Here is a 16,949-nt window from a genome sequence, read left to right as displayed (position 1 = left end):
GCATCCGCACGGTGGTACCGCCCGGCCATGCGGCCAGGGCGTGCACCACACGGGTGCCCCTGGCTCCGGTGCCGCCCGACACGAGGGCGGTCGTCGTCGTACTTGCGGGCGTCGTTGGCACGCGCGCGGTCGTCGTCGAGGTCACCGTGCCACCTCCAGTACGAGCTTGCCGCGGGTGCCACTGGCTTCGCCCAGTTGGTGTGCCTCGGCGGCCTGTTCCAGGGGGAAGGTCCGCTCGACCTCGACCTCGACGCGGACCGTGCCGGAGTCGACGAGGCCAGCGATCGTCGCCAGAGCGGTCGCGTCCGGCTCGACCAGCAGCCCGCTGGTGCGCACATCCGTCCGCGCGCCCGGGGCGGCCAGGGCGCCGGAGGCCCCGCTCGGGAGACGACCAGGCCGCCGGGCCCGGGCACGGACACCGACCGCACGTCGGTGGCGTCCAGGCCGCCGACGAGATCGAGGACGATGTCGACCTTGCCCGTGACGTCCTCGAACCGCTGCCGGGTGTATTCGATGGTCTCGTCCGCGCCCAGCGTGGTGACGCCGAAGCCGGCCTCCTCCGCGGCACCGGAGACGTCCCGGCCCAGGATCAGCGGCATCCTCTGAAGGGCGGCCATGCCCTGGCCCTCCCGGGTCTTCCAGTCCACCGGGTTGACCCCGGCCGCGTGCACACGCACCAGCACCTCGGTCGGCGGCGGCTCCGGGCGTGCGACCCGCCGCGTGGTCAGCACCTCGGCCCCGCCGAACTCCTGAATCGTGACCGCGCGCGTCGTCCGCTCGCTCATGTCGCCCAGGTCCCTCATGCCGCTCGTGTTCTCCTCGCTCCCGCCCGCCTCGCGGGTCGCTCGGTCACCTCGGCCGGGATCGTCAACTCAGCCGCGATCAAGACTCGTTGCGGAGCGAAGAGGCCGGAGAGCGGCCGGGTAGTCAACTGTCGTACCATTCCAGCCATGACGCATCGCGTGGCGGTACTAGCCCTGGACCAGGTCATGCCGATGGACCTCGGCATGACGGCCCGGGTCCTCAACGAGGCCCTCGACCCGGCCGGGGAACGGCTGTACACGGTGACGACCTGCTCCCTCGGCGGCCGGCCCGTGCGCACCAACGAGGGTTTCCGGATCGTCGTCGACGATGACGAGTCGCTCCTGGAGCAGGCCGACACCGTGGTGATCGCCACTCAGGAGCCCGACGCCCACCTCGTGGCCACCGGTGAACTGCCCGCCCAACTGGCCGCGGCCTTCGCCCGGATCAGGCCCGGCACCCGCGTGGTCAGCCTGTGCACCTCGGCGTTCCTGCTCGCCGCCGCCGGCCTGCTCGACGGACGGCGCGCCACCACCCACTGGGCCCTGTGCGACGCCTTCGCCCGGCTGTTCCCCGAGGTCGAGGTCGATCCCGACGTGCTGTTCGTCGACAACGGACGCGTCCTGACCGGTGCCGGCGGCGCGGCCGGCATCGACCTGCTCCTCCACCTGGTCCGCCGCGACCACGGCGCGCACGTGGCCAACGCGGCGGCACGACGCTGCGTGGCCGCTCCCTGGCGCGAAGGCGGCCAGGCGCAGTTCATCGAGCATGCGGTGCCCGAGGACCCCGACTACTCCACCTCACCCACCCGGAAGTGGGCACTGGACCGGCTTGGCGAACCCCTCACCCTCCAGGACCTGGCCCGCCACGCGCACATGAGCGAACGCACCTTCACCCGGCGCTTCCGCGCCGAAGTCGGCACCAGCCCCCTGCAATGGCTCCTCCAAAGCCGCCTGGACCACGCCCGCCGCCTCCTGGAATCCAGCGACCTGACCGTCACACGCATCGCCACGGCCACCGGGTTCACTGATCCCACCGTGCTGCGCAAGCACTTCTACGCCCGCCTCGGCCTGTCCCCGCTGGCCTACCGCCGCACCCACCGCCCACCGGAGCCCACCCGGACCGAACCCGTCCCGGTGTGAGCGACGGGGGCGAAGCGGAATGCCGCATGGGCGATGCATGTACGCTGCTCCGCGGTGCCTGAGGTGCACGGCCCGCTGAGTCGTACACGGCCGATGCGCCGGGGCAGTTGCTGGGGTGCTGGGAGACCGACCACGGCGAGAGCTTCGGACGGCTGCCCGTGCTGCGCGGCTTCGCGGACGACGCCGAACTGGCGGGAGCTGGGCGGTCTGGTCCCCACGATGAACGGCTGGCGGGCCGCAGCCCGAACGTACCCGGATGTACCGCCTGAGCGCAGCCATATAGGGCCTGGGTGACATCCCCAGGATCCAGGCAAGCCCGGCCGGCGAACCCGGCGGCGGCCGAGCAGACGGCGAGCCTGGCCTTGCGCAGCTCGATCGCGGCAGCCTCGGGTCCTTGAGCGTGCACAGCCTCCGCGTGGCATCTGCACCACCTACGCGACGTCTTCGAGGGTGAGTTTGCCGGTGGCCAGGACTGGTTGAGTTCCGCGCCGGTCACCACGGGCACGGATGCCACCTTGCGCGGCGGCCAGTCGCACTCGTGGGTCCGGCCCACGAGGTGGGCGGACAGACCCAGTTCGGCCACGATGTCGGTCGCGGCGCCAAGCAGGGAGACGATACGCATACGGCGACTGTAGAAGCCGCTCGGAAGGTTCCCAGGACCGCCCGCACCGGCCGCCACCGTCGCGCCGGGTTCACCCGCCGAGGACGTCGGCACCCGCGCGGGCGACGCCGGGCCCCGCCCGAGGAGCGGGACGGGACCCGGCGCGGCACCCGGGTCAGGCGCCCCAGCGCACGGCGATCGTGGATCCGACGCTCACGGACTGGCCGCGCGAGGCGGCGGCGAAGGACGAGCCGTCGACGCTCACCTTCCAGGTGTTCGAGCCGCTGTTGGCATTGCCGTTGAGCGAGGTGATCGTGCCCGTGCCGGAGGGCGGCGTCACAGCGGCGACGCAACCGGAGGGGGTGGCGGCGCTCGCCGCCGCACCGCGCCCAGCGTGGTCGTCGACCCGGTCGGGGTGAGCGGGAAGTGCGCGCGGCAGGCCGCCTCGGTGTTGCGGATGGTCGGGCGCCGTACGGTTCGCCGCGGCGCTCAGGGCAGGGTGATGACGACCTTGCCGCTGTGGTTCTGGGCGAGCGTGTGAGCTTCGGCGATGGAGGCCAGCGGCAGGACGTGCTCGACGCGGGGGGTGTACAGCCCCCGACGGCCGAGGTCGGCGGCCTGCTGCAGGAGGGTGGAGTCGTTGCGGGCATCGATCTTGCGCAGCCCCAGCCGTGCCGCGCCCTCGGTGTCGATGACCGTGACGACGCGGGTGAGGTCGCCGACGATGTCCACGAGGTCCGGCAGCGAGGCTGACGGTGCGGCGTGAACGGCCGCGTCGATGCCGGCCGGGGCCAGAGCTGCGACCCGTTCGTCCAGCCCCGGGCCGTATGTGGTCGCCTGGACCCCCAGGTCGGTGAGGTGGGCGTGGTTGGCCTGGCGGGCGGTACCGATCACCGTCGCCCCTGCGGCCAGTGCGAAGGCGGCGACGGCGCTGCCCACCGCGCCGGAGGCTCCCTCGATCAGCAGGGTCCGCCCGTCGAGGTCACCGAGGGCGGCGATGACGGCTGCCGCGGTGGCCGAGGCGAGTCCGGCCGCGGCGGCCTGCTCGGTCGACCATTCGGAGGGGACGGCGCTCCACGCGCTCAGCACTGCGAACTGCGCGGTGGTGTCGCTGACTCCGCCCAGGCCGAAGACGAGGTCGCCCACGCGCGTGCCCTCGACACCCGGCCCCACTTCGTCCACGACTCCGACCCCGTCACGACCAGGCACCGCGGGCAACTCGAGGGGGAGGATGTCCTGCACGTGGCCGGCGCGCAGCAGGAAGTCGACGGGGTTCACGCTCGTGGCCTGGACCTTGATGCGTACCGAGCCCGCCCCGGCGTGGGGTTCCGGGGCGTCCTCAACGACCAGGACGTCGGGGTCGCCGTACCGGTGATAGCGCGCAGCCTGCATGGGAGTCTCCCGGAGTCGACAATCGCGGCATTTCTTGCCGCGGAAAGTAACTGTACGCGCAGATGATTTCCGTGGCAAGCAACGGTAGGATGGCGCCGTGACAGACGCCCAGCACCTCTCGCCCCAGCAGGACCGCACCTGGTCCCTGCTGGTCGGGGTGATGATGTGGCTACCGGCCGAGCTGGACGCCTACCTTGAACGCGCAGCCGGGGTCAGTCACGCGGAGTACCAAGTCCTGCGCTGGCTGTCGGTGAGTGAGGACCGCGAGGTCCATATGAGCCGGCTGGCCGCCACGGCCAGCGTCACCCCCTCACACCTGTCGCGCATCGTGGCCAGGCTGGAGAAGCGGCAGTGGATCACCCGCAGCAGCGACCCTGATGACGCCCGCCGGACGTTGGCGCGTCTGACCGAGATGGGCGCACAGGTGGTGAGCCGCACCGAGCCGGGATACGCCGAGGAAGTACGCCGGCATGTCTTCGGGCACCTGGATCCCCAGCAGGCCGAACAGCTCGAAGACCTCACCGAAGCAATGCTGACTCCACTGCGCCAGGACTGCGTGCAGTTGCTGCCTGCCCGCACCTCCCGCTGACACGTCTCACGTCTCGCGCCGCCGACACGGTCACACCTGGTTTCCGTCTTGTGTGCAGGGCTGGTTCAAAGTCCTGCTGATCATGTGAGTGTGCAGGCCGGGCTGCTGTGACCGTGGCTTGTGGGCCGTGTCGAACGCATCGAAGCTCCGGTTGTTCGGGGTGACTTTCCCAAGTCGCCCTGTAAATCCGGAGCTTCGATGTGGCGCCAGTCTGTTACGATCTGTCTGGTCAAGTCGCTCACCGCCGGGCAGCGCGCCCTGCTCTCGGTCGCGAGTCGGCTGGCGGTGCTGGCTGACCCGCGAGATCGGTGAGGCCGACGGCATTCGCTGGTGCCGGTGCTGCTCACGGCCTGCTGCGCGGTCCTGTCCGGTGCCCGCTCGTACGCGGCTGTGGGGCAGTGGGCCGCGAACGCGCCTGTGGGGCTCGGAAAGTCGTCGCTGCAGGTCAAGCCGCATAGCGGTACTCGTTAATGGCGCCGCCGAGGATGCGGGTGCGCAGGAGTCTGCGGACTTCGAGGTCGTGCACGGTGATGGGCTGCTGGTCGGCGCCCGGAGGTAGTTGGTTGCGTGCTCGGTGGGGGCGGTGCTCGTTGTAGTGCCGCTCGTAGGCGGCCAGGACGTGCCGGGCGTGGGCCTCGTTCATGATGAGGACATGGTCGAGGGCCTCGCGCCGGATGCTGCCGATCACCCGCTCACAGTGGGCGTTCATCCGAGGAGCTCGCGGTGCACTCTTGAGGATCTCCATCTCCTCGGCCTCGAAGACGGCGTCGAAGGACTGGCCGTACTTGCCGTCGCGGTCACGTAGGAGGAAGCGCAGGGGTTCCATGCGCGTGCAGAGGTCGGCGGTCAGGTTCCGCGCCTGTTGCACTGCCCACTCGCGGGTGGGGTGGGCGGTGATGCCGTGTAGGCGCCGGGTGCCGTGTTCGAGGAACGCCAGCGCGTATAGGCGTCTGCCGAGGACAGTGTCGATATGCAAGAAGTCGACGGCGATGATGCCCTGGGCCTGGTTCGTGAGGAACTCCCGCCAGGTCGGGCCGGCGCGGCGTGGGGCCGGGTCGATGCCCGCCGCGTGGAGGATCTTCCATACCGTGGATGCGGCGATGGGGTGTCCGAGTCGGGCCAGCTCGCCTTGGATCCGCCGGTGCCCCCACTGTGCGTTCTCTCGAGCGAGCTGCAGGATCAGCTTCTTGAGCGCTGCCTTGGTCGGCGGCCGTCCGGTGCGGGCGCGCCGGGCGCTGTAGTCCCACTTCGCCGCGATGAACCTGCGATGCCAGGCCAACAGGGTCCCGGGAGTAACCGCGAAGACCTCGTGCCAGCGGCGATGGGGTATCAGGCTGGAGAGTGCAGCCAACCAGAACCGGTCCGCTGGCTCGTAACGGACCGGGCGGGCGAGCTGTCGGCGCAGCACCGCATTCTCATGGCGGAGGACGAGCAACTCGGCTTCCTTATCGGTGTCGCGGCGCAGCAGCACCCCGGGGACGGACAGCAGCCTGCGGGCCACCTTGTACAGCATCGAGATGATCACGCCGACATGGTCCCAGCCGAGAACGCTCTACCGTCCCGACCTGCGGCGATGACTTTACGAGCCCCGCAGCCAAGGCAGTGCGAAGAGTCTGAGCGCGTGCTCATGGCAACACTCCAAGGTTCCCGTGGACGGCCCTCAATACCATGCTGTCGTGCGAGCTCGGAGGCATCACAGAGTCATCGGTCTCGTCCGGAACGAACGGTTCCACTGTCCGGGCGCAGCCGTCTCTCCGGTAGGGCGGACAAGCGACCTGAAGACGTACGACGGCGCTGCTGTCGGGGATCTTGGCTTCGCTGCGGTCAACTGCTGGTGGATCGCCAGGACTTCGGCCGGTGGATCTCTTGCTGATCGAGGTAGTTCTGGAAGGCGGTCGGCTGGCGGGGTGGGGGGCGCTTCCCTGGTCGGCGGCAGTCCGCTGAGGCGCTCGATGTTGACGGCGATGGCGGTCAGGACGTGCTGGACGTGAGCCTTGTCCTGGCCTCGATAGCGGCAGCGGCGCATGCCGTGGCCGTGGGCGAACTCGTTGACGGTTCCCTCCACCCCGGAGCGCACCGCGTAGCGGGTCTTCCACTCGGGTGTCTGCTGCTCGGTTCGGACGCGGAGTTCGAGCATGTCAAGGAAAGGCCGAGGTTATCGAGGACGGCACACCATCTCTGGCCTTGGCGGTTTCCGCTGCCCTACGGGGATTTCCGCCGGCCGGGGCGTCGAGGACGGCTACCAGTGGTTCCAGTGGCTGAAATTCCTGTCGTCGGCCCGCGGGGCGGGCTTGAAGTCGGTGCCGATCGTGTAGGCGATGGGGGTCAGCGCGACTTGGACGGTGTTGTTGAACGGGATGCCGAGCAGGTCGGCCATCTCGCGCTCGTAGGTGAGGTGAGCGACGGTCCACGCGGTTCCCAGGCCGCGTTCCCGGGCGGCGAGCATGAAACTCCAGGTCGCGGGAATGACCGAGCCCCAGTTGTGTGCCTGCCCACGGGTGGAGTTGAACTCCGCGCGGCGCGCGACCCGCACCACCGGAATCATCAGGACCGGCACCTCGTGCAGATGCTGGACCAAGTGGCCGAGGCTGCCCCGAATCCGTCCCCACTCCGACGAGGCGAAGCTCATCCGGGTCGGCATCGGAGCGGAGCTGTGCTCGTCGGGAGCGCCGGCCATGAGCCCGGCGCGCCAGATGTCGGCCGCCTTCGCCTTCGTCTCCGGATCGTCGATGAAGATGAAGTCCCACTGCTGCTGGTTGCGGCCGGTCGGTGCCTGGGTGGCGACCTTCACGGCTTCCTGGATCAGCTCCCGCGGAACGGGCCGGGTCAGATCGAGGCGCTTGCGCACCGCGCGCGTGGTGGTGAGGACCTCATCGGCACTGAGCCCGAGGGTCTGATGGGCCGGGCTGCTGCTGTTCACTGGGTGACTCCTGGTCGTTATCAAGGGACGAGAGTTTCGCGGTGGCTAAGGGGCCTTCGGCGTGACGGGCGGCAGCGCCGCGTCGAGCAGGGCGGCCGCCACGTCACGCGCGGCGCGCACCACCGTGGGGTCGTGGTCCATCTGAAGCGACTGCGCGGCCCCGTCCCACAAGGCGTGCAGTCGCATCGCCAACGTCGACGGGTCGGCGGCGCCCGCCTCCGACGCGAGACCGGCGAAGGTCTCACGCAGCCACCTGCGATAGTCCGAGGCCGCGGTGTCCACGCCCGCCGCGTGCGACTCGGCAGTGGCGCGGGCGAAGGCGCAACCGCGATAGGTGCTGTCGGCGGCGGGGCCTTACCGTCCGCTTCGAACCCATCGAGGCCACCTCAACCCACCTACCGGGCTGATGCTCAGACGTTATTTTCGGACCAGAGTCAAGTTCAGTGTCTGTTTGGGATCCGTGATGGGCTGGGGCGGTGGAGGTTCGGCGGCCCTCATATCGTTTGGAGGCTTCTGGCTTGGTGCTTCGGCCGGTGTCAGGTGGGCTGGAGTATCGCTTCAATGAGATGCGGGCCGGGTGTGGCCAGTGCGGTGGAGAACAGCTCGGCGAGCTCGGCTGTGCTTCTGGCGCGGGTGGCGGGAACGCCCAGGCCGGTAGCCACTGTGGTGAAATCGATGTCGGGTTGGCCCAGGTCAAGCAAAGCTGTGGCGGCCGGCCCGATCTGGCCCGCGCCAACGCGGTCCAACTCGGCACGCAGAATGGCGTAGGAGCGGTTGTTGAGTATGACGGTCGTCACGTTCAGTGCTTCGCGGGCCTGGGTCCACAACGCGGAGATGGTGTAGAGGGCGCTGCCGTCGGCCTGCAAGCAGACGACGGGCCTTTCAGGGCAGGCGATGGCTGCGCCGACCGCGACAGGAAGACCTTGGCCGATCGCCAGACCGACCAGACCGAGTACGTCGTGTGCGGGCGAGTTGGCCGTGGCTGGGGCCAGCGTTTCCATGCCTTCGGTGATGGACTCATCGACCACGATGGCTTCCTGAGGGAGCAGTGCGCCGATCACTTGTGCCCAGTTCTTGGTGCGCAAGGCTTCGTTCACTATTCGGGGCGGGGCATCTGGTACAGGCAACGGTGCGAAAAGGTCTGGGGTGACGGCGTCGGCCAGTCTGTTCAGGGCGTCGGCGACGTCGAAGCCGGAATCCGGGGCTAGGCGGTGCACGGTTGTTTCTGGTGGAGTGAGGATTCCTGAGCGCCCTGGGTAGGCAAACGAGGCCACTGGTTCTCGTGCCCCGACCAGGATGAGGTGCTTGATACCTGACAGCTGGCGGCCGACGGCTTCGGCTCGGTAGCCCAGTGGCTGGATATGGGGCACGCCCGCGCCCCGACGCAGCCGGGCGGGCCATGTCGGGCAGAAGGAGAGTGTTCCGGTGGCCTTCTGGATGCGGGCTGCGGCCTTCAGACCGCTCTCGGAGAGGCCGGTGCCGTCGATAAGTAGTGCTGCGGGTTCGGGCCCGGTGACCAGCGCTGCGGTGATGTCTATGTCGTGGTGAGAGACAGTTTGCAGGGCTCGTTGCGTGCGACGTAGCGCGGGCGCGGTGCCCGGTGACCAGGACAGGTCTGCGGGCACAATGAGTGTGGATACCGCGCCAGAGGTGCCGGTGCGTGAAGGATCTGGATCGCCGGGAACGTCGGCGCACAAGGCTGCGGCTACCGCAGCGGCGGTGTCAGGGCCGACGTCAGCGGGGGTGGCGGGTCGGCGGACCCAGCTCGAGACGATCCGGGCGGCAGCGTCGATGTCGGACTCCAGAGGCGAGTCCAGCTCTTTGTGTGTGTGAGCGTGGTCACCGACGATGTTGACTACTGGAGTACGTGCTCGGCGGGCGTTGTGCAGATTCGCCAGGCCGTTGGCCAGGCCCGGTCCCAGATGCAGGAGTGTCGTGGCTGGTTTGCCGGTCATCCGGGCATAGCCGTCAGCAGCCCCAGTAGCCACCCCTTCGAACAGGCACAGCACACCACGCATGGCCGGATGACGGTCCAGTGCCGCCACGAACTGCATTTCTGACGTGCCAGGGTTGGCAAAGCATACGTCCACGTCGTTGTTGAGCAGGGTCTGCAAAAGTGTCTCGGCACCGTTCATGAATGCTGGCCGTCTCCCGCTGTCTCGTCGAATTGTGAACCCCCGGTTTGGAGGCAGATTCCCGTACAGCCGCGCCAATTAGCGCTGATGCGCAGAGGATTGCAAGGCGCGGCGTCTCTTCAGCATCGCATAGACAATCTGGGTGACCACGCCGGGCTGTGAAGTGAAGACGAAGGGCGGCCTGAGCTGAGGGTGTAGTCGGCCTTGACCAGATCCCGGGCCAGGCTGTGGGGATACCTACTCGTCCACCGGTTCCACTGTTGGGGATCCGGAATGCTCTCAGCCATGGTCGCCTTCTCTCTCGGCACCGGGCACGAAGTGCCGCTCAGCCGACCGGTTCAAGCTCTCGGCAAGAAGACGCCGGGCCAGGGCACACATCCCGGCCGAGCGATCAAGCTCAGAGGGTGGGGTCGCCGCTGGGGATGCCGATGACGGTGCGCCCGGCCAGCTCGTAGTTGGCCGTTGACAGGATGGCGTGCTGGGCTGCGGCGTGTCCGTCGCGGAACAGCCTGCCCAATCGGCTCGACTCGTACAGGGCGGTCGAGCTGCCGAGCTCGTACATTGAGGTGAGCACGGCGCGCGCGGTCTCGCCCGCGTGGGAGTACGCGCCCCGTACGGCGCCGCGCTCCGCCTCCGTCGCGGGGCGGCCCGCGGCCGCGGCGGCATCCAGCCCGCCGAGCGTGGACAGCAGCAACGCCGATGCGGCGTCGGCCCTCGCGCTGGCCTGGCCGAAGGCAGCCTGGATTCGGGGCTGCTGCGCGAGCGGCATGCCGTCCGGCCCCATCTTGGTGCGCGACAGCTCCGCCATCTCCTCGATCGCCGCCCGGGCTATGCCCAGCACCACAGCCGCGCCCCCGGAGGTGATCTGGTTGATCAGCGGCACGCGGTAGAGCTGGCGGTCGATGCGAGCCCTCGCGTCGGGCGCCACCGTCATGTCGGCGGTCACTGGTACGTCCTGGGCGATCACCGTGTTGCTGTTCGTGCCCCGCATGCCGGTCGTATGCCAGGTGTCTCGCACCGTCACCGACGAGCGGGGGACCAGGCAGAAGCGCCAGTCCGGGCCGGCCTCGGTCATGCGTGGCTGCCCGCCGTCCAGGACGAGTGCCAGAAGCCCGAGCCACTGGGCCGCATCGGCCCCACTGACGAGCTTCCACTCACCGGAGAGCCGGAACCCGTTTTCGCTCGGCACCAGGTGACCTGGCTGGGCCCCGTGCGCGACCATCGGGTCCGGGCCGTCGGCCCATACCCGTTCCACGCTCGCCTCACTGAGAAGCGCGGCGGTGAAGCCCACGTTGAGGTTCCACACGATCCAGGCCGTCGGGCCGTCGATCCGCGCGAGCCGCTCGATCAGGGCCGTGGTCGTGGCCAGCGGCAGTTCGAACCCACCCAGCTCGCGTGGTGTGTTGAGACGAAACGCCCCGTTGGCACGCAAGTGGTCGAGGAGGCCGTCCGGAAGCCTGCGGAGATCCTCGGCTTCGTCGCGGTATTTCTCGATCGCTGGACGGAGCAGCTCGGGCAAGTGCTCGGGGGCCAGGGAAGGTTGTGGGTAGGAAGGCACATCGGACCCTAACGTGTGAAACGAACGTTCTGTCCAGGGTATCTTTGCATTGTCGCTCGACACTGTCAAGACAGAACGTTCTACATCTCATGGCGCGGTGACCTCGTGTGGGCCGTGGCGGGAGTTCTCCAATGGGCGCTGTCACGTTGTCGGGTGTCTGGGTGTCTGATGGTGCGTCGGGGCATGTGGCCCGCGGTCCGGGCCTGTGTTCAGGCCGTGGTGGGCTGGCCGGCGGCGCCGGTGGTCTGGTCCCAGATGGTGAAGCGGATGGTCATCTCCAGGCAGTGTTCGGGGGCGGTCATGAGGTGGCGGTGGGGCCGGAAGTGGGGTGAGATGCCGCTGAACGCGGACAGGAACCTCTGGGCTGCGCCGGGCGAGCGGAAGCCCTTCATGGCACGTTTGCGCTGCCGGGTGGGCTGGTGGGAGTTCTCGGCCCGGTTGTTCAGTCCCTTGTGCGCGCGGTGCTCGACCGAGCGCATCAGATCCCGGTGGGCGGCGCCGTAGCTCTTCAGCTTGTCGGTGACCAGCACTCGCGGGACCCGGCACTGCTTTTTCATGAGCTTGGCCATGAACCGCTTGGCGGCCTTCGCGTCACGCCGGGACTGGACCAGGACGTCGAGCACATTGCCGTCCTGGTCCACAGCCCGCCACAGGTAGTGCCGCTCGCCGTTGACCTTGATGAACACCTCGTCCAGATGCCACTTGTCACCGGGCCGCGGCCGGCGACGGCGCAGCCCGTCGGCGTAGACCTGCCCGAACTTCAGACACCACCGCCGGACCGTCTCGTAGGAGACGGTCACACCGCGCTGGAGCATCAGCTCCTCGACCTCGCGGTGGGACAGAGGGAAGCGGAAGTACAGCCACACGCAGTGGGAGATCACCTCGACCGGGTACCGGTGACCCCTGTACGACGGCGGCACAGACGACACCAGCTACCCCCTTCCCAGCATGATCAACACGAAGATCATCCCACCTGGTCAGCCAACGTGACAGCGCCGTCCGGCCGCCCCACGGCGGACTTGTGCAGGTGACAGCCCCGACGCCGCCCGGCGTCGGGGCTGTTGCCGTTGGAGTGGCGGTTCGGTCGGCCATGGTCGGGCCCGGGTGTTCTGCGGCCCGAGGTCCGGCTCCTGCCTGTTCCCCGTTTCCGTTCCGGGCGGGGCCGTCCACTAGCTCGGGTCGTTGTCCTGGGGAAAGTCGGTGGAGCGGGCGAGGCCTTCCCAGGTGTCCAGATCACTGTCGACGGCGTCGCGTCCGGCGCGGATCAGACGTAGCGCGTCGGAGCCTAGGACGAGATGGGCGGGAGGGTTCGGTGTGTCGAGGATATGCAGGACGGCGGCGGCTGCCCTGGCCGGATCGCCGAGCTGCCGTCCGCTGGCCTGTTGGCGGGCAGCGCGGAGGGGTTCGAAGAGGTCGTCGTAGTCGGAGATGGTGCGCGGTGCGCGGATCATCGAGCGCCCCGCCCAGTCGGTGCGGAAGGAGCCGGGTTCGATGGCGGTGACGTGGATGTTGAAGGCGGCGATTTCCTTGCCGACGGCTTCGAGGATGCCTTCGAGGGCGTACTTGCTGCCGCAGTAGGCGGAGACGCCGGGGAAGCTGGCCAGGCCGCCCATGGAGGTGACGGCCAGGATGTGTCCGCGGCGGCGCCTCCGCATGAAGGGCAGGACGGCTTGGACGGTGGCTGCGGCGCCGAAGACGTTGACGTCGAACTGGGCGCGTAGGTCGGCCAGGGGCGTCTCCTCGAAGGTCCCCTCCAGGCCGTAGCCCGCGTTCGCGATCAGCACGTCGATAGGACCGACAGTTTTCTCCACCTCGCCCACCACGGCGAGGACGGCTTCGTCGTCGGTGACATCGAGGATGCGTGCGTGAGCGCGTTGCGGGTGCAGGACGGTGAAAGCGGTCGCGTCAACGTCGTTGCGGACGGTGCCGACGACGGTGTGGCCGGCTTCCAGGGCGCCGGTGGCGAAGGCGCGGCCGAGGCCGCTGCTGACGCCGGTGATCAAGAAGGTCTTGTGTGTCGGTGTCATGCCTGGTCTTCCTTGTACAGGACGAGGTGTTCGTGGAAGAGCACACCGTCGCGGATGTCTCCAGTGGCGGTGAAGCCGGTGTCGTCGACGTAGTCGAGGTGGTTACCGGTCACGGTGTAGCGGCCGGTGTAGGCGCTGCGGCGCTTTCCGCGGGCCTCGTCGTAGCGGCCGTCCGCGCGCAGTTCCTGGCGGATGTGCCCGTCCGCGGTCACCCACATCCCGACCACATCCGCATCATCGGTTCTTCGCCTGAGGGCTGCCTGCGGCGGGCTCGACTGGTTGCTCACCATGCGCTCCTTCTCGTGTCCGGGTGGTGACCACCAGCCTGGGCGCGCCCGGAAAGGGGAGCCAGGACGAGTCGTGCCTGGGTACGGCGCACCCAGGCACGCGGGGCAGGGTGCGGCTTAGCCTGAAGGGGTGACCAGCAACGATCTCGGAGATTTCCTGCGCGCCCACCGCGCCCGTCTGCGCCCTGACGACGTTGGGCTCGCCTCCTACGGCGCCCGCCGGGTGGCGGGGCTGCGACGGGAGGAGGTCGCCGTCCTCGCCGGCATGAACAGCGACTACTACGCACGCCTGGAACAGGGCCGCGAGCGCAGCCCTTCCGCGCAGATCCTCGAATCCATCAGCAGCGCGCTGCTGATGGACGACGCAGCCCGGGAGCACATGTTCCGGCTGGCGGGCACCGCACCGGAAGGTGAGCGCCCCCAGCCGAAAGAAGCGGTGAGTATTGCGCTGCGGCAGCTGCTGGACGGATACCCGAACGCCGCGGCGTTCGTCCTGAACCCGGCCAACGACTTCCTGGCCTCGAACGCGCTGGCCGACGCCCTGTTCTCACCGTTCGAGAACATGGACAACATGGCCCGCATGACCTTCCTCGACCCTGCCGCGCGGAGCTTCTTCAGCCAGTGGGAACGGGCAGCGAAGGCAGTCGTCGCCGGATTGCGCCACGCCACGGGCCTGGACCCGCACTATTCGCGCCTGCACGACCTCGTCGGCACCCTGACCGAGGAGAGCGAGGAGTTCGCCGCCCTGTGGTCCTCGCACACCGTGCACGGGAAGTCCCGTGACGGCAAGGAGCTCCTCCACCCCGACATCGGACACCTCAATCTCACCTATCAGACCTTCGACGTCCGCGGCGCGCCGGGCCAGCAGCTGGTGATCTACCACGCCGAACCGGGAAGCCCGAGCGCCCAGGCGCTCTCCCTGCTCGGCAGCCTCCATGCCACCCACCACCAGGAGACCGCCCCGGAGCAGTAACCCCCCGGGGCAGAGCCTTATGCACGTGAGCCCATCGCACCCCACGGTGCGATGGGCTCACGCGTACGGAGCAGCGGTTACTCGGGGTGCTGGTGGCGCAGGGCCGGCAGTGCAAGGACGGCGCCCAGGACAAGCCCGCGGCGGCGCGCAGGATGGTGCCGAAGCCCTGGTCGGTGAGGTGCCGGCCAGTTGTGGTCCCAGGCTGGCGCCGATGAACATGCCGCCACCAGTCCGGCGGCCATTACCGCGCGTGGCCCGTACCGGTCGGTGAGGGGGCCGGCGATGAGGAATCCGGCGGCGTAGGCGAAGCCGAACGCGGTGGCGGTCCAGGTGACCTGCTCCGGTGTGGTCTTCAAAGAGAGGGCCATGTGGTGGAGCAGGGCCAGGACGGTGTACATCTGCCCGACGATCAGGACACCGAGCGAGGACAGCAACGCGATCGTCGCGGTGGTGGGGGCCCAGTCAGAGGGCGTGCCCGGTACGGCGGCCTTGGCCGGGTGCCGGGAGGTGACAGGGGGATGGGGCACGAGAACTCCGGGGAGGGCATGGGGCGGCCGATCGCACGGAAGGTGTGCGATCGGCCGGGCGAAGACGTGAGGTGGCTTGGTCAGCGGCGGGTGAAGCGGTAGCCGGCGTGGTGCAGATGGCCGTCCCGGAACTCGCCGAAGGCCCAGAAGCCCAGAGGAGCCGACGTCGATATAGGTGCGAGGCAGCCCGGCGAGGTCCTCCGCCCGAGCCGGCGCGGCATAGGCGGAGACATCGGGCCCGCCGCGCCGGTCACCGAGCAGGGCGGTCCAGCCGAAGAGGATGTTGTGCCGGTCCCAGATGCCTTCGCCGTTGTCGAGCATGCGGCTGCTGTGCGTCTCGAAGCGATCGTCGAACATCGGACAGACCAGGATCTGGTGACTGAGCCGGGGGAAATCACGGTCGCGGGCAAGCAGTGCGCATCCCGCCGCCAGCCCGCCGCCCGCGCTGCCCCCCACGACCATCAGCCGCTCGGGGGCGATGGCCAGGTCGGCCGCGTTCTTCGCGACCCACACCAGCCCGGCGTAACAGTCCTCAATCGGCGCCGGGTCGGGGTGTTCCGGGGCGATCCGGTATGGGTGCGGCTCGGTTTGAGGGACAGTGATCATGCTGCGAGTGCGAGGCGTCGCGGTAGCGGACGGCATGAACCCTCCTGCAGGGCATGCCGAGCAAGCAGGGCGAGATCCCCGGCTACACGAGGTTCAACGAGAACCCGAACGTGCAGCTACTACAACATCTGGGCGAACATCTCCTACGGCTACGTCGGCCAGGCTGCCGGGTTCAGCGCGGGCGACCTCCAGCACGGTGCGGAACTCAACGCCTGGGCCGCCCAGACGAACACCCCGGGGAACTGGATCGGCCGGCAAATAGGCATCGACCTGTACGCCCACTACAAGCCGGACCGGCTGACTCCGCAGGCGATCGACGACGAGATCAACGCACACCTGTCGCAGCTCGCCGCGTACTCCGAGTACCAGTCCTACCCGTCGAGCCTGACGGCTCCCCCGTCCGGGTCGGACTGGCAGGGAGGTGACCTGCCCAACAGCCCGATCGGCCTGTCCAGCGGCTGATCTGATGCTGACCGCCGGGTGACGGCCCACCGAGTGATCCGGTGGGCCGTCACCCGGCCCTTCGCTGTGAACCGCTGCCGTACGATCACTGCGGATCCGGACGTCCGTCACAACCTGCCTGAGAGGCGTGCACCATGAACCGGGCCACCATGAACCCGGCCAGCTTCGATTCACCGAGGAGCGGCAGCAGGGTGGGATGCCTGCTGGTGTTCGGCGGCCTGCTAGCGGGCGTCGTCTGCTCGCTCCTCCTCAGCGGTGCGCTGGTGAACACCTGGACGTACTGCAGCAACGAGGCACCGGGCGCCTACTACGCGCCCAACGACGGACAGGCGGTGTGGTTGCCGCTGCTCCTGCTGCGGGTCCTGGTCTACGGCGCCGCCTTCGTCGCGGGGCACCTCCTCGCCGGGCGCGCCTGCTCCCTCCAGGGGCGCTGGAGCCGCACGGCGGTCGGTCTGCTGGGCGCCCTTGCGCTCTGCGCTCTGCTGTTCGCCATCGATTTCTCCGTCAACAACGGCATGGACCCGGGCAACTACCTGCCGAGCAGGTGCCCGGGCGGTCACCTGCCGTGGTGGCCGTTCTGACGGCCGCCGTAGGGCTTGCCTCGGTGCAGGGCTTGTCAAATTAAGAAGGGTACGGCTCGGTTTGAGGGACGGTGATCAGCAGGGGTTTCGCGTTCCGGAAGGCCGGTAACGACGTCGTGCGCGGTAGCTGAGACCCCGGTCTGAGCATGCAAACGGCCGTGCGAGACGATCATGATTGTGACGTCAAGAGGGGCCCGCACGGCCTTGAGCCATCGTATCTACACCGGGATCCCGCGCCGTCGCCTCGGCAAGCTGATCGCGGAGTTGGCCGAGCCGTGGGTGGCCGGGCAGGAGTCCCAGCTGCGTGAACGCCGGGGCCATGACCGGCTGCGCGCCGCCGGAGCAGGT

17 protein-coding genes and 3 pseudogenes are annotated in these 16,949 nt (G+C 68.9%); 6 read left to right on the top strand and 14 right to left on the bottom strand.

Going from position 1 to position 16,949, the window contains the following annotated elements; all coding sequences use genetic code 11:
• Positions 1 to 141 precede the first annotated feature (141 nt).
• A pseudogene (locus tag FCI23_RS38960) lies at positions 142 to 647 on the bottom strand (zinc-binding dehydrogenase).
• On the opposite strand from FCI23_RS38960, the gene FCI23_RS60740 reads away from it, so the two are divergent.
• Entirely contained in the window at positions 616 to 753 is a 138-nt protein-coding gene (locus FCI23_RS60740) for a hypothetical protein (protein ID WP_246144501.1), read from the top strand. The pseudogene FCI23_RS38960 and the gene FCI23_RS60740 sit on opposite strands and share 32 nt — an antisense overlap.
• Before the next feature lie 197 nt (positions 754 to 950).
• Positions 951 to 1,943 (top strand): GlxA family transcriptional regulator, encoded by a 993-nt coding sequence (locus FCI23_RS38955; protein ID WP_136728889.1) that lies wholly within the window; start codon positions 951 to 953, stop codon positions 1,941 to 1,943.
• Positions 1,944 to 2,719: 776 nt separating this feature from the next.
• Here FCI23_RS38955 and FCI23_RS38940 read toward each other — a convergent pair.
• Both FCI23_RS38940 and FCI23_RS38935 read right to left on the bottom strand, forming a co-directional pair.
• A pseudogene (locus FCI23_RS38940) lies at positions 2,720 to 2,961 on the bottom strand (hypothetical protein); the annotation flags it as partial.
• 72 nt (positions 2,962 to 3,033) lie between these two features.
• Entirely contained in the window at positions 3,034 to 3,936 is a 903-nt protein-coding gene (locus FCI23_RS38935; protein WP_136728888.1) for an NADP-dependent oxidoreductase, read from the bottom strand.
• A 97-nt stretch (positions 3,937 to 4,033) separates the two neighbouring features.
• Here FCI23_RS38935 and FCI23_RS38930 point away from each other — a divergent pair, with 97 nt between their 5' ends.
• The gene (locus FCI23_RS38930; RefSeq protein WP_211265653.1) at positions 4,034 to 4,525 is read left to right on the top strand and encodes a MarR family winged helix-turn-helix transcriptional regulator; all 492 of its coding nucleotides are present in this window, start codon (positions 4,034 to 4,036) and stop codon (positions 4,523 to 4,525) included.
• A gap of 445 nt (positions 4,526 to 4,970) precedes the next feature.
• On the opposite strand, the gene FCI23_RS38920 is transcribed toward FCI23_RS38930, so the two are convergent.
• The 9 genes from FCI23_RS38920 to FCI23_RS38880 form a co-directional block, all read right to left on the bottom strand.
• Positions 4,971 to 6,050, bottom strand: a complete 1,080-nt coding sequence (locus FCI23_RS38920; protein WP_136728887.1) for an integrase core domain-containing protein — start codon at positions 6,048 to 6,050, stop codon at positions 4,971 to 4,973.
• A gap of 168 nt (positions 6,051 to 6,218) precedes the next feature.
• Entirely contained in the window at positions 6,219 to 6,662 is a 444-nt protein-coding gene (locus FCI23_RS38915) for a transposase (RefSeq protein ID WP_136728886.1), read from the bottom strand.
• Positions 6,663 to 6,764: 102 nt separating this feature from the next.
• On the bottom strand, positions 6,765 to 7,445 hold the full coding sequence (locus FCI23_RS38910) for a nitroreductase family protein (protein ID WP_136728885.1): 681 nt from the start codon (positions 7,443 to 7,445) through the stop codon (positions 6,765 to 6,767).
• A gap of 45 nt (positions 7,446 to 7,490) precedes the next feature.
• A complete protein-coding gene (locus tag FCI23_RS38905) occupies positions 7,491 to 7,727 on the bottom strand; it encodes a TetR family transcriptional regulator C-terminal domain-containing protein (protein ID WP_136728884.1) in 237 nt (78 codons plus the stop codon).
• Between the two features lie 254 nt (positions 7,728 to 7,981).
• Positions 7,982 to 9,658: an acetolactate synthase large subunit gene (locus FCI23_RS38900; RefSeq protein WP_246144495.1), complete on the bottom strand. Its 1,677-nt coding sequence runs from the start codon at positions 9,656 to 9,658 to the stop codon at positions 7,982 to 7,984.
• A gap of 319 nt (positions 9,659 to 9,977) precedes the next feature.
• Positions 9,978 to 11,099, bottom strand: coding sequence for an acyl-CoA dehydrogenase family protein (locus FCI23_RS38895; protein ID WP_169317133.1), 1,122 nt, complete (start codon positions 11,097 to 11,099; stop codon positions 9,978 to 9,980).
• A 248-nt stretch (positions 11,100 to 11,347) separates the two neighbouring features.
• Positions 11,348 to 12,070: an IS6 family transposase gene (locus FCI23_RS38890; protein WP_246144499.1), complete on the bottom strand. Its 723-nt coding sequence runs from the start codon at positions 12,068 to 12,070 to the stop codon at positions 11,348 to 11,350.
• 237 nt (positions 12,071 to 12,307) lie between these two features.
• On the bottom strand, positions 12,308 to 13,165 hold the full coding sequence (locus FCI23_RS38885) for an oxidoreductase (protein ID WP_136728881.1): 858 nt from the start codon (positions 13,163 to 13,165) through the stop codon (positions 12,308 to 12,310).
• A complete protein-coding gene (locus tag FCI23_RS38880) occupies positions 13,162 to 13,455 on the bottom strand; it encodes an Atu4866 domain-containing protein (RefSeq protein ID WP_136728880.1) in 294 nt (97 codons plus the stop codon). Before FCI23_RS38880 ends, FCI23_RS38885 begins: the two co-directional genes overlap by 4 nt.
• Before the next feature lie 127 nt (positions 13,456 to 13,582).
• Between FCI23_RS38880 and FCI23_RS38875 the strand changes: the two genes are divergently transcribed.
• The gene (locus FCI23_RS38875; RefSeq protein ID WP_136728879.1) at positions 13,583 to 14,425 is read left to right on the top strand and encodes a helix-turn-helix transcriptional regulator; all 843 of its coding nucleotides are present in this window, start codon (positions 13,583 to 13,585) and stop codon (positions 14,423 to 14,425) included.
• 77 nt (positions 14,426 to 14,502) lie between these two features.
• Here the strand turns inward: FCI23_RS38875 and FCI23_RS62620 are convergent, their stop codons facing one another.
• Positions 14,503 to 14,952 (bottom strand): MFS transporter, encoded by a 450-nt coding sequence (locus FCI23_RS62620; RefSeq protein ID WP_169317135.1) that lies wholly within the window; start codon positions 14,950 to 14,952, stop codon positions 14,503 to 14,505.
• Between the two features lie 153 nt (positions 14,953 to 15,105).
• A pseudogene (locus tag FCI23_RS60730) lies at positions 15,106 to 15,525 on the bottom strand (alpha/beta hydrolase fold domain-containing protein); the annotation flags it as partial.
• 15 nt (positions 15,526 to 15,540) lie between these two features.
• Here FCI23_RS60730 and FCI23_RS38865 point away from each other — a divergent pair.
• Both FCI23_RS38865 and FCI23_RS38860 read left to right on the top strand, forming a co-directional pair.
• The gene (locus FCI23_RS38865) at positions 15,541 to 16,020 is read left to right on the top strand and encodes a polymorphic toxin type 44 domain-containing protein (RefSeq protein ID WP_169317132.1); all 480 of its coding nucleotides are present in this window, start codon (positions 15,541 to 15,543) and stop codon (positions 16,018 to 16,020) included.
• Positions 16,021 to 16,154: 134 nt separating this feature from the next.
• Positions 16,155 to 16,601, top strand: a complete 447-nt coding sequence (locus FCI23_RS38860) for a hypothetical protein (RefSeq protein WP_136728876.1) — start codon at positions 16,155 to 16,157, stop codon at positions 16,599 to 16,601.
• The last annotated feature ends 348 nt before the right edge of the window (positions 16,602 to 16,949 follow it).

This window comes from Actinacidiphila oryziradicis, from assembly GCF_005047355.1.
In the GTDB taxonomy this organism is placed as follows: domain Bacteria; phylum Actinomycetota; class Actinomycetes; order Streptomycetales; family Streptomycetaceae; genus Actinacidiphila; species Actinacidiphila oryziradicis.
Note: the sequence above shows the minus strand (reverse complement) of the source record. Positions and strands in the feature narration are given on the sequence as shown.

Coding starts and splice junctions, on each gene's coding strand:
- FCI23_RS60740 (WP_246144501.1), top strand. CDS start 616: ATGCCCTGGCCCTCCCGGGTCTTCCAGTCCACCGGGTTGACCCCGGCC.
- FCI23_RS38955 (WP_136728889.1), top strand. CDS start 951: ATGACGCATCGCGTGGCGGTACTAGCCCTGGACCAGGTCATGCCGATG.
- FCI23_RS38935 (WP_136728888.1), bottom strand. CDS start 3,936: ATGCAGGCTGCGCGCTATCACCGGTACGGCGACCCCGACGTCCTGGTC.
- FCI23_RS38915 (WP_136728886.1), bottom strand. CDS start 6,662: ATGCTCGAACTCCGCGTCCGAACCGAGCAGCAGACACCCGAGTGGAAG.
- FCI23_RS38885 (WP_136728881.1), bottom strand. CDS start 13,165: ATGACACCGACACACAAGACCTTCTTGATCACCGGCGTCAGCAGCGGC.
- FCI23_RS38880 (WP_136728880.1), bottom strand. CDS start 13,455: ATGGTGAGCAACCAGTCGAGCCCGCCGCAGGCAGCCCTCAGGCGAAGA.
- FCI23_RS38860 (WP_136728876.1), top strand. CDS start 16,155: ATGAACCGGGCCACCATGAACCCGGCCAGCTTCGATTCACCGAGGAGC.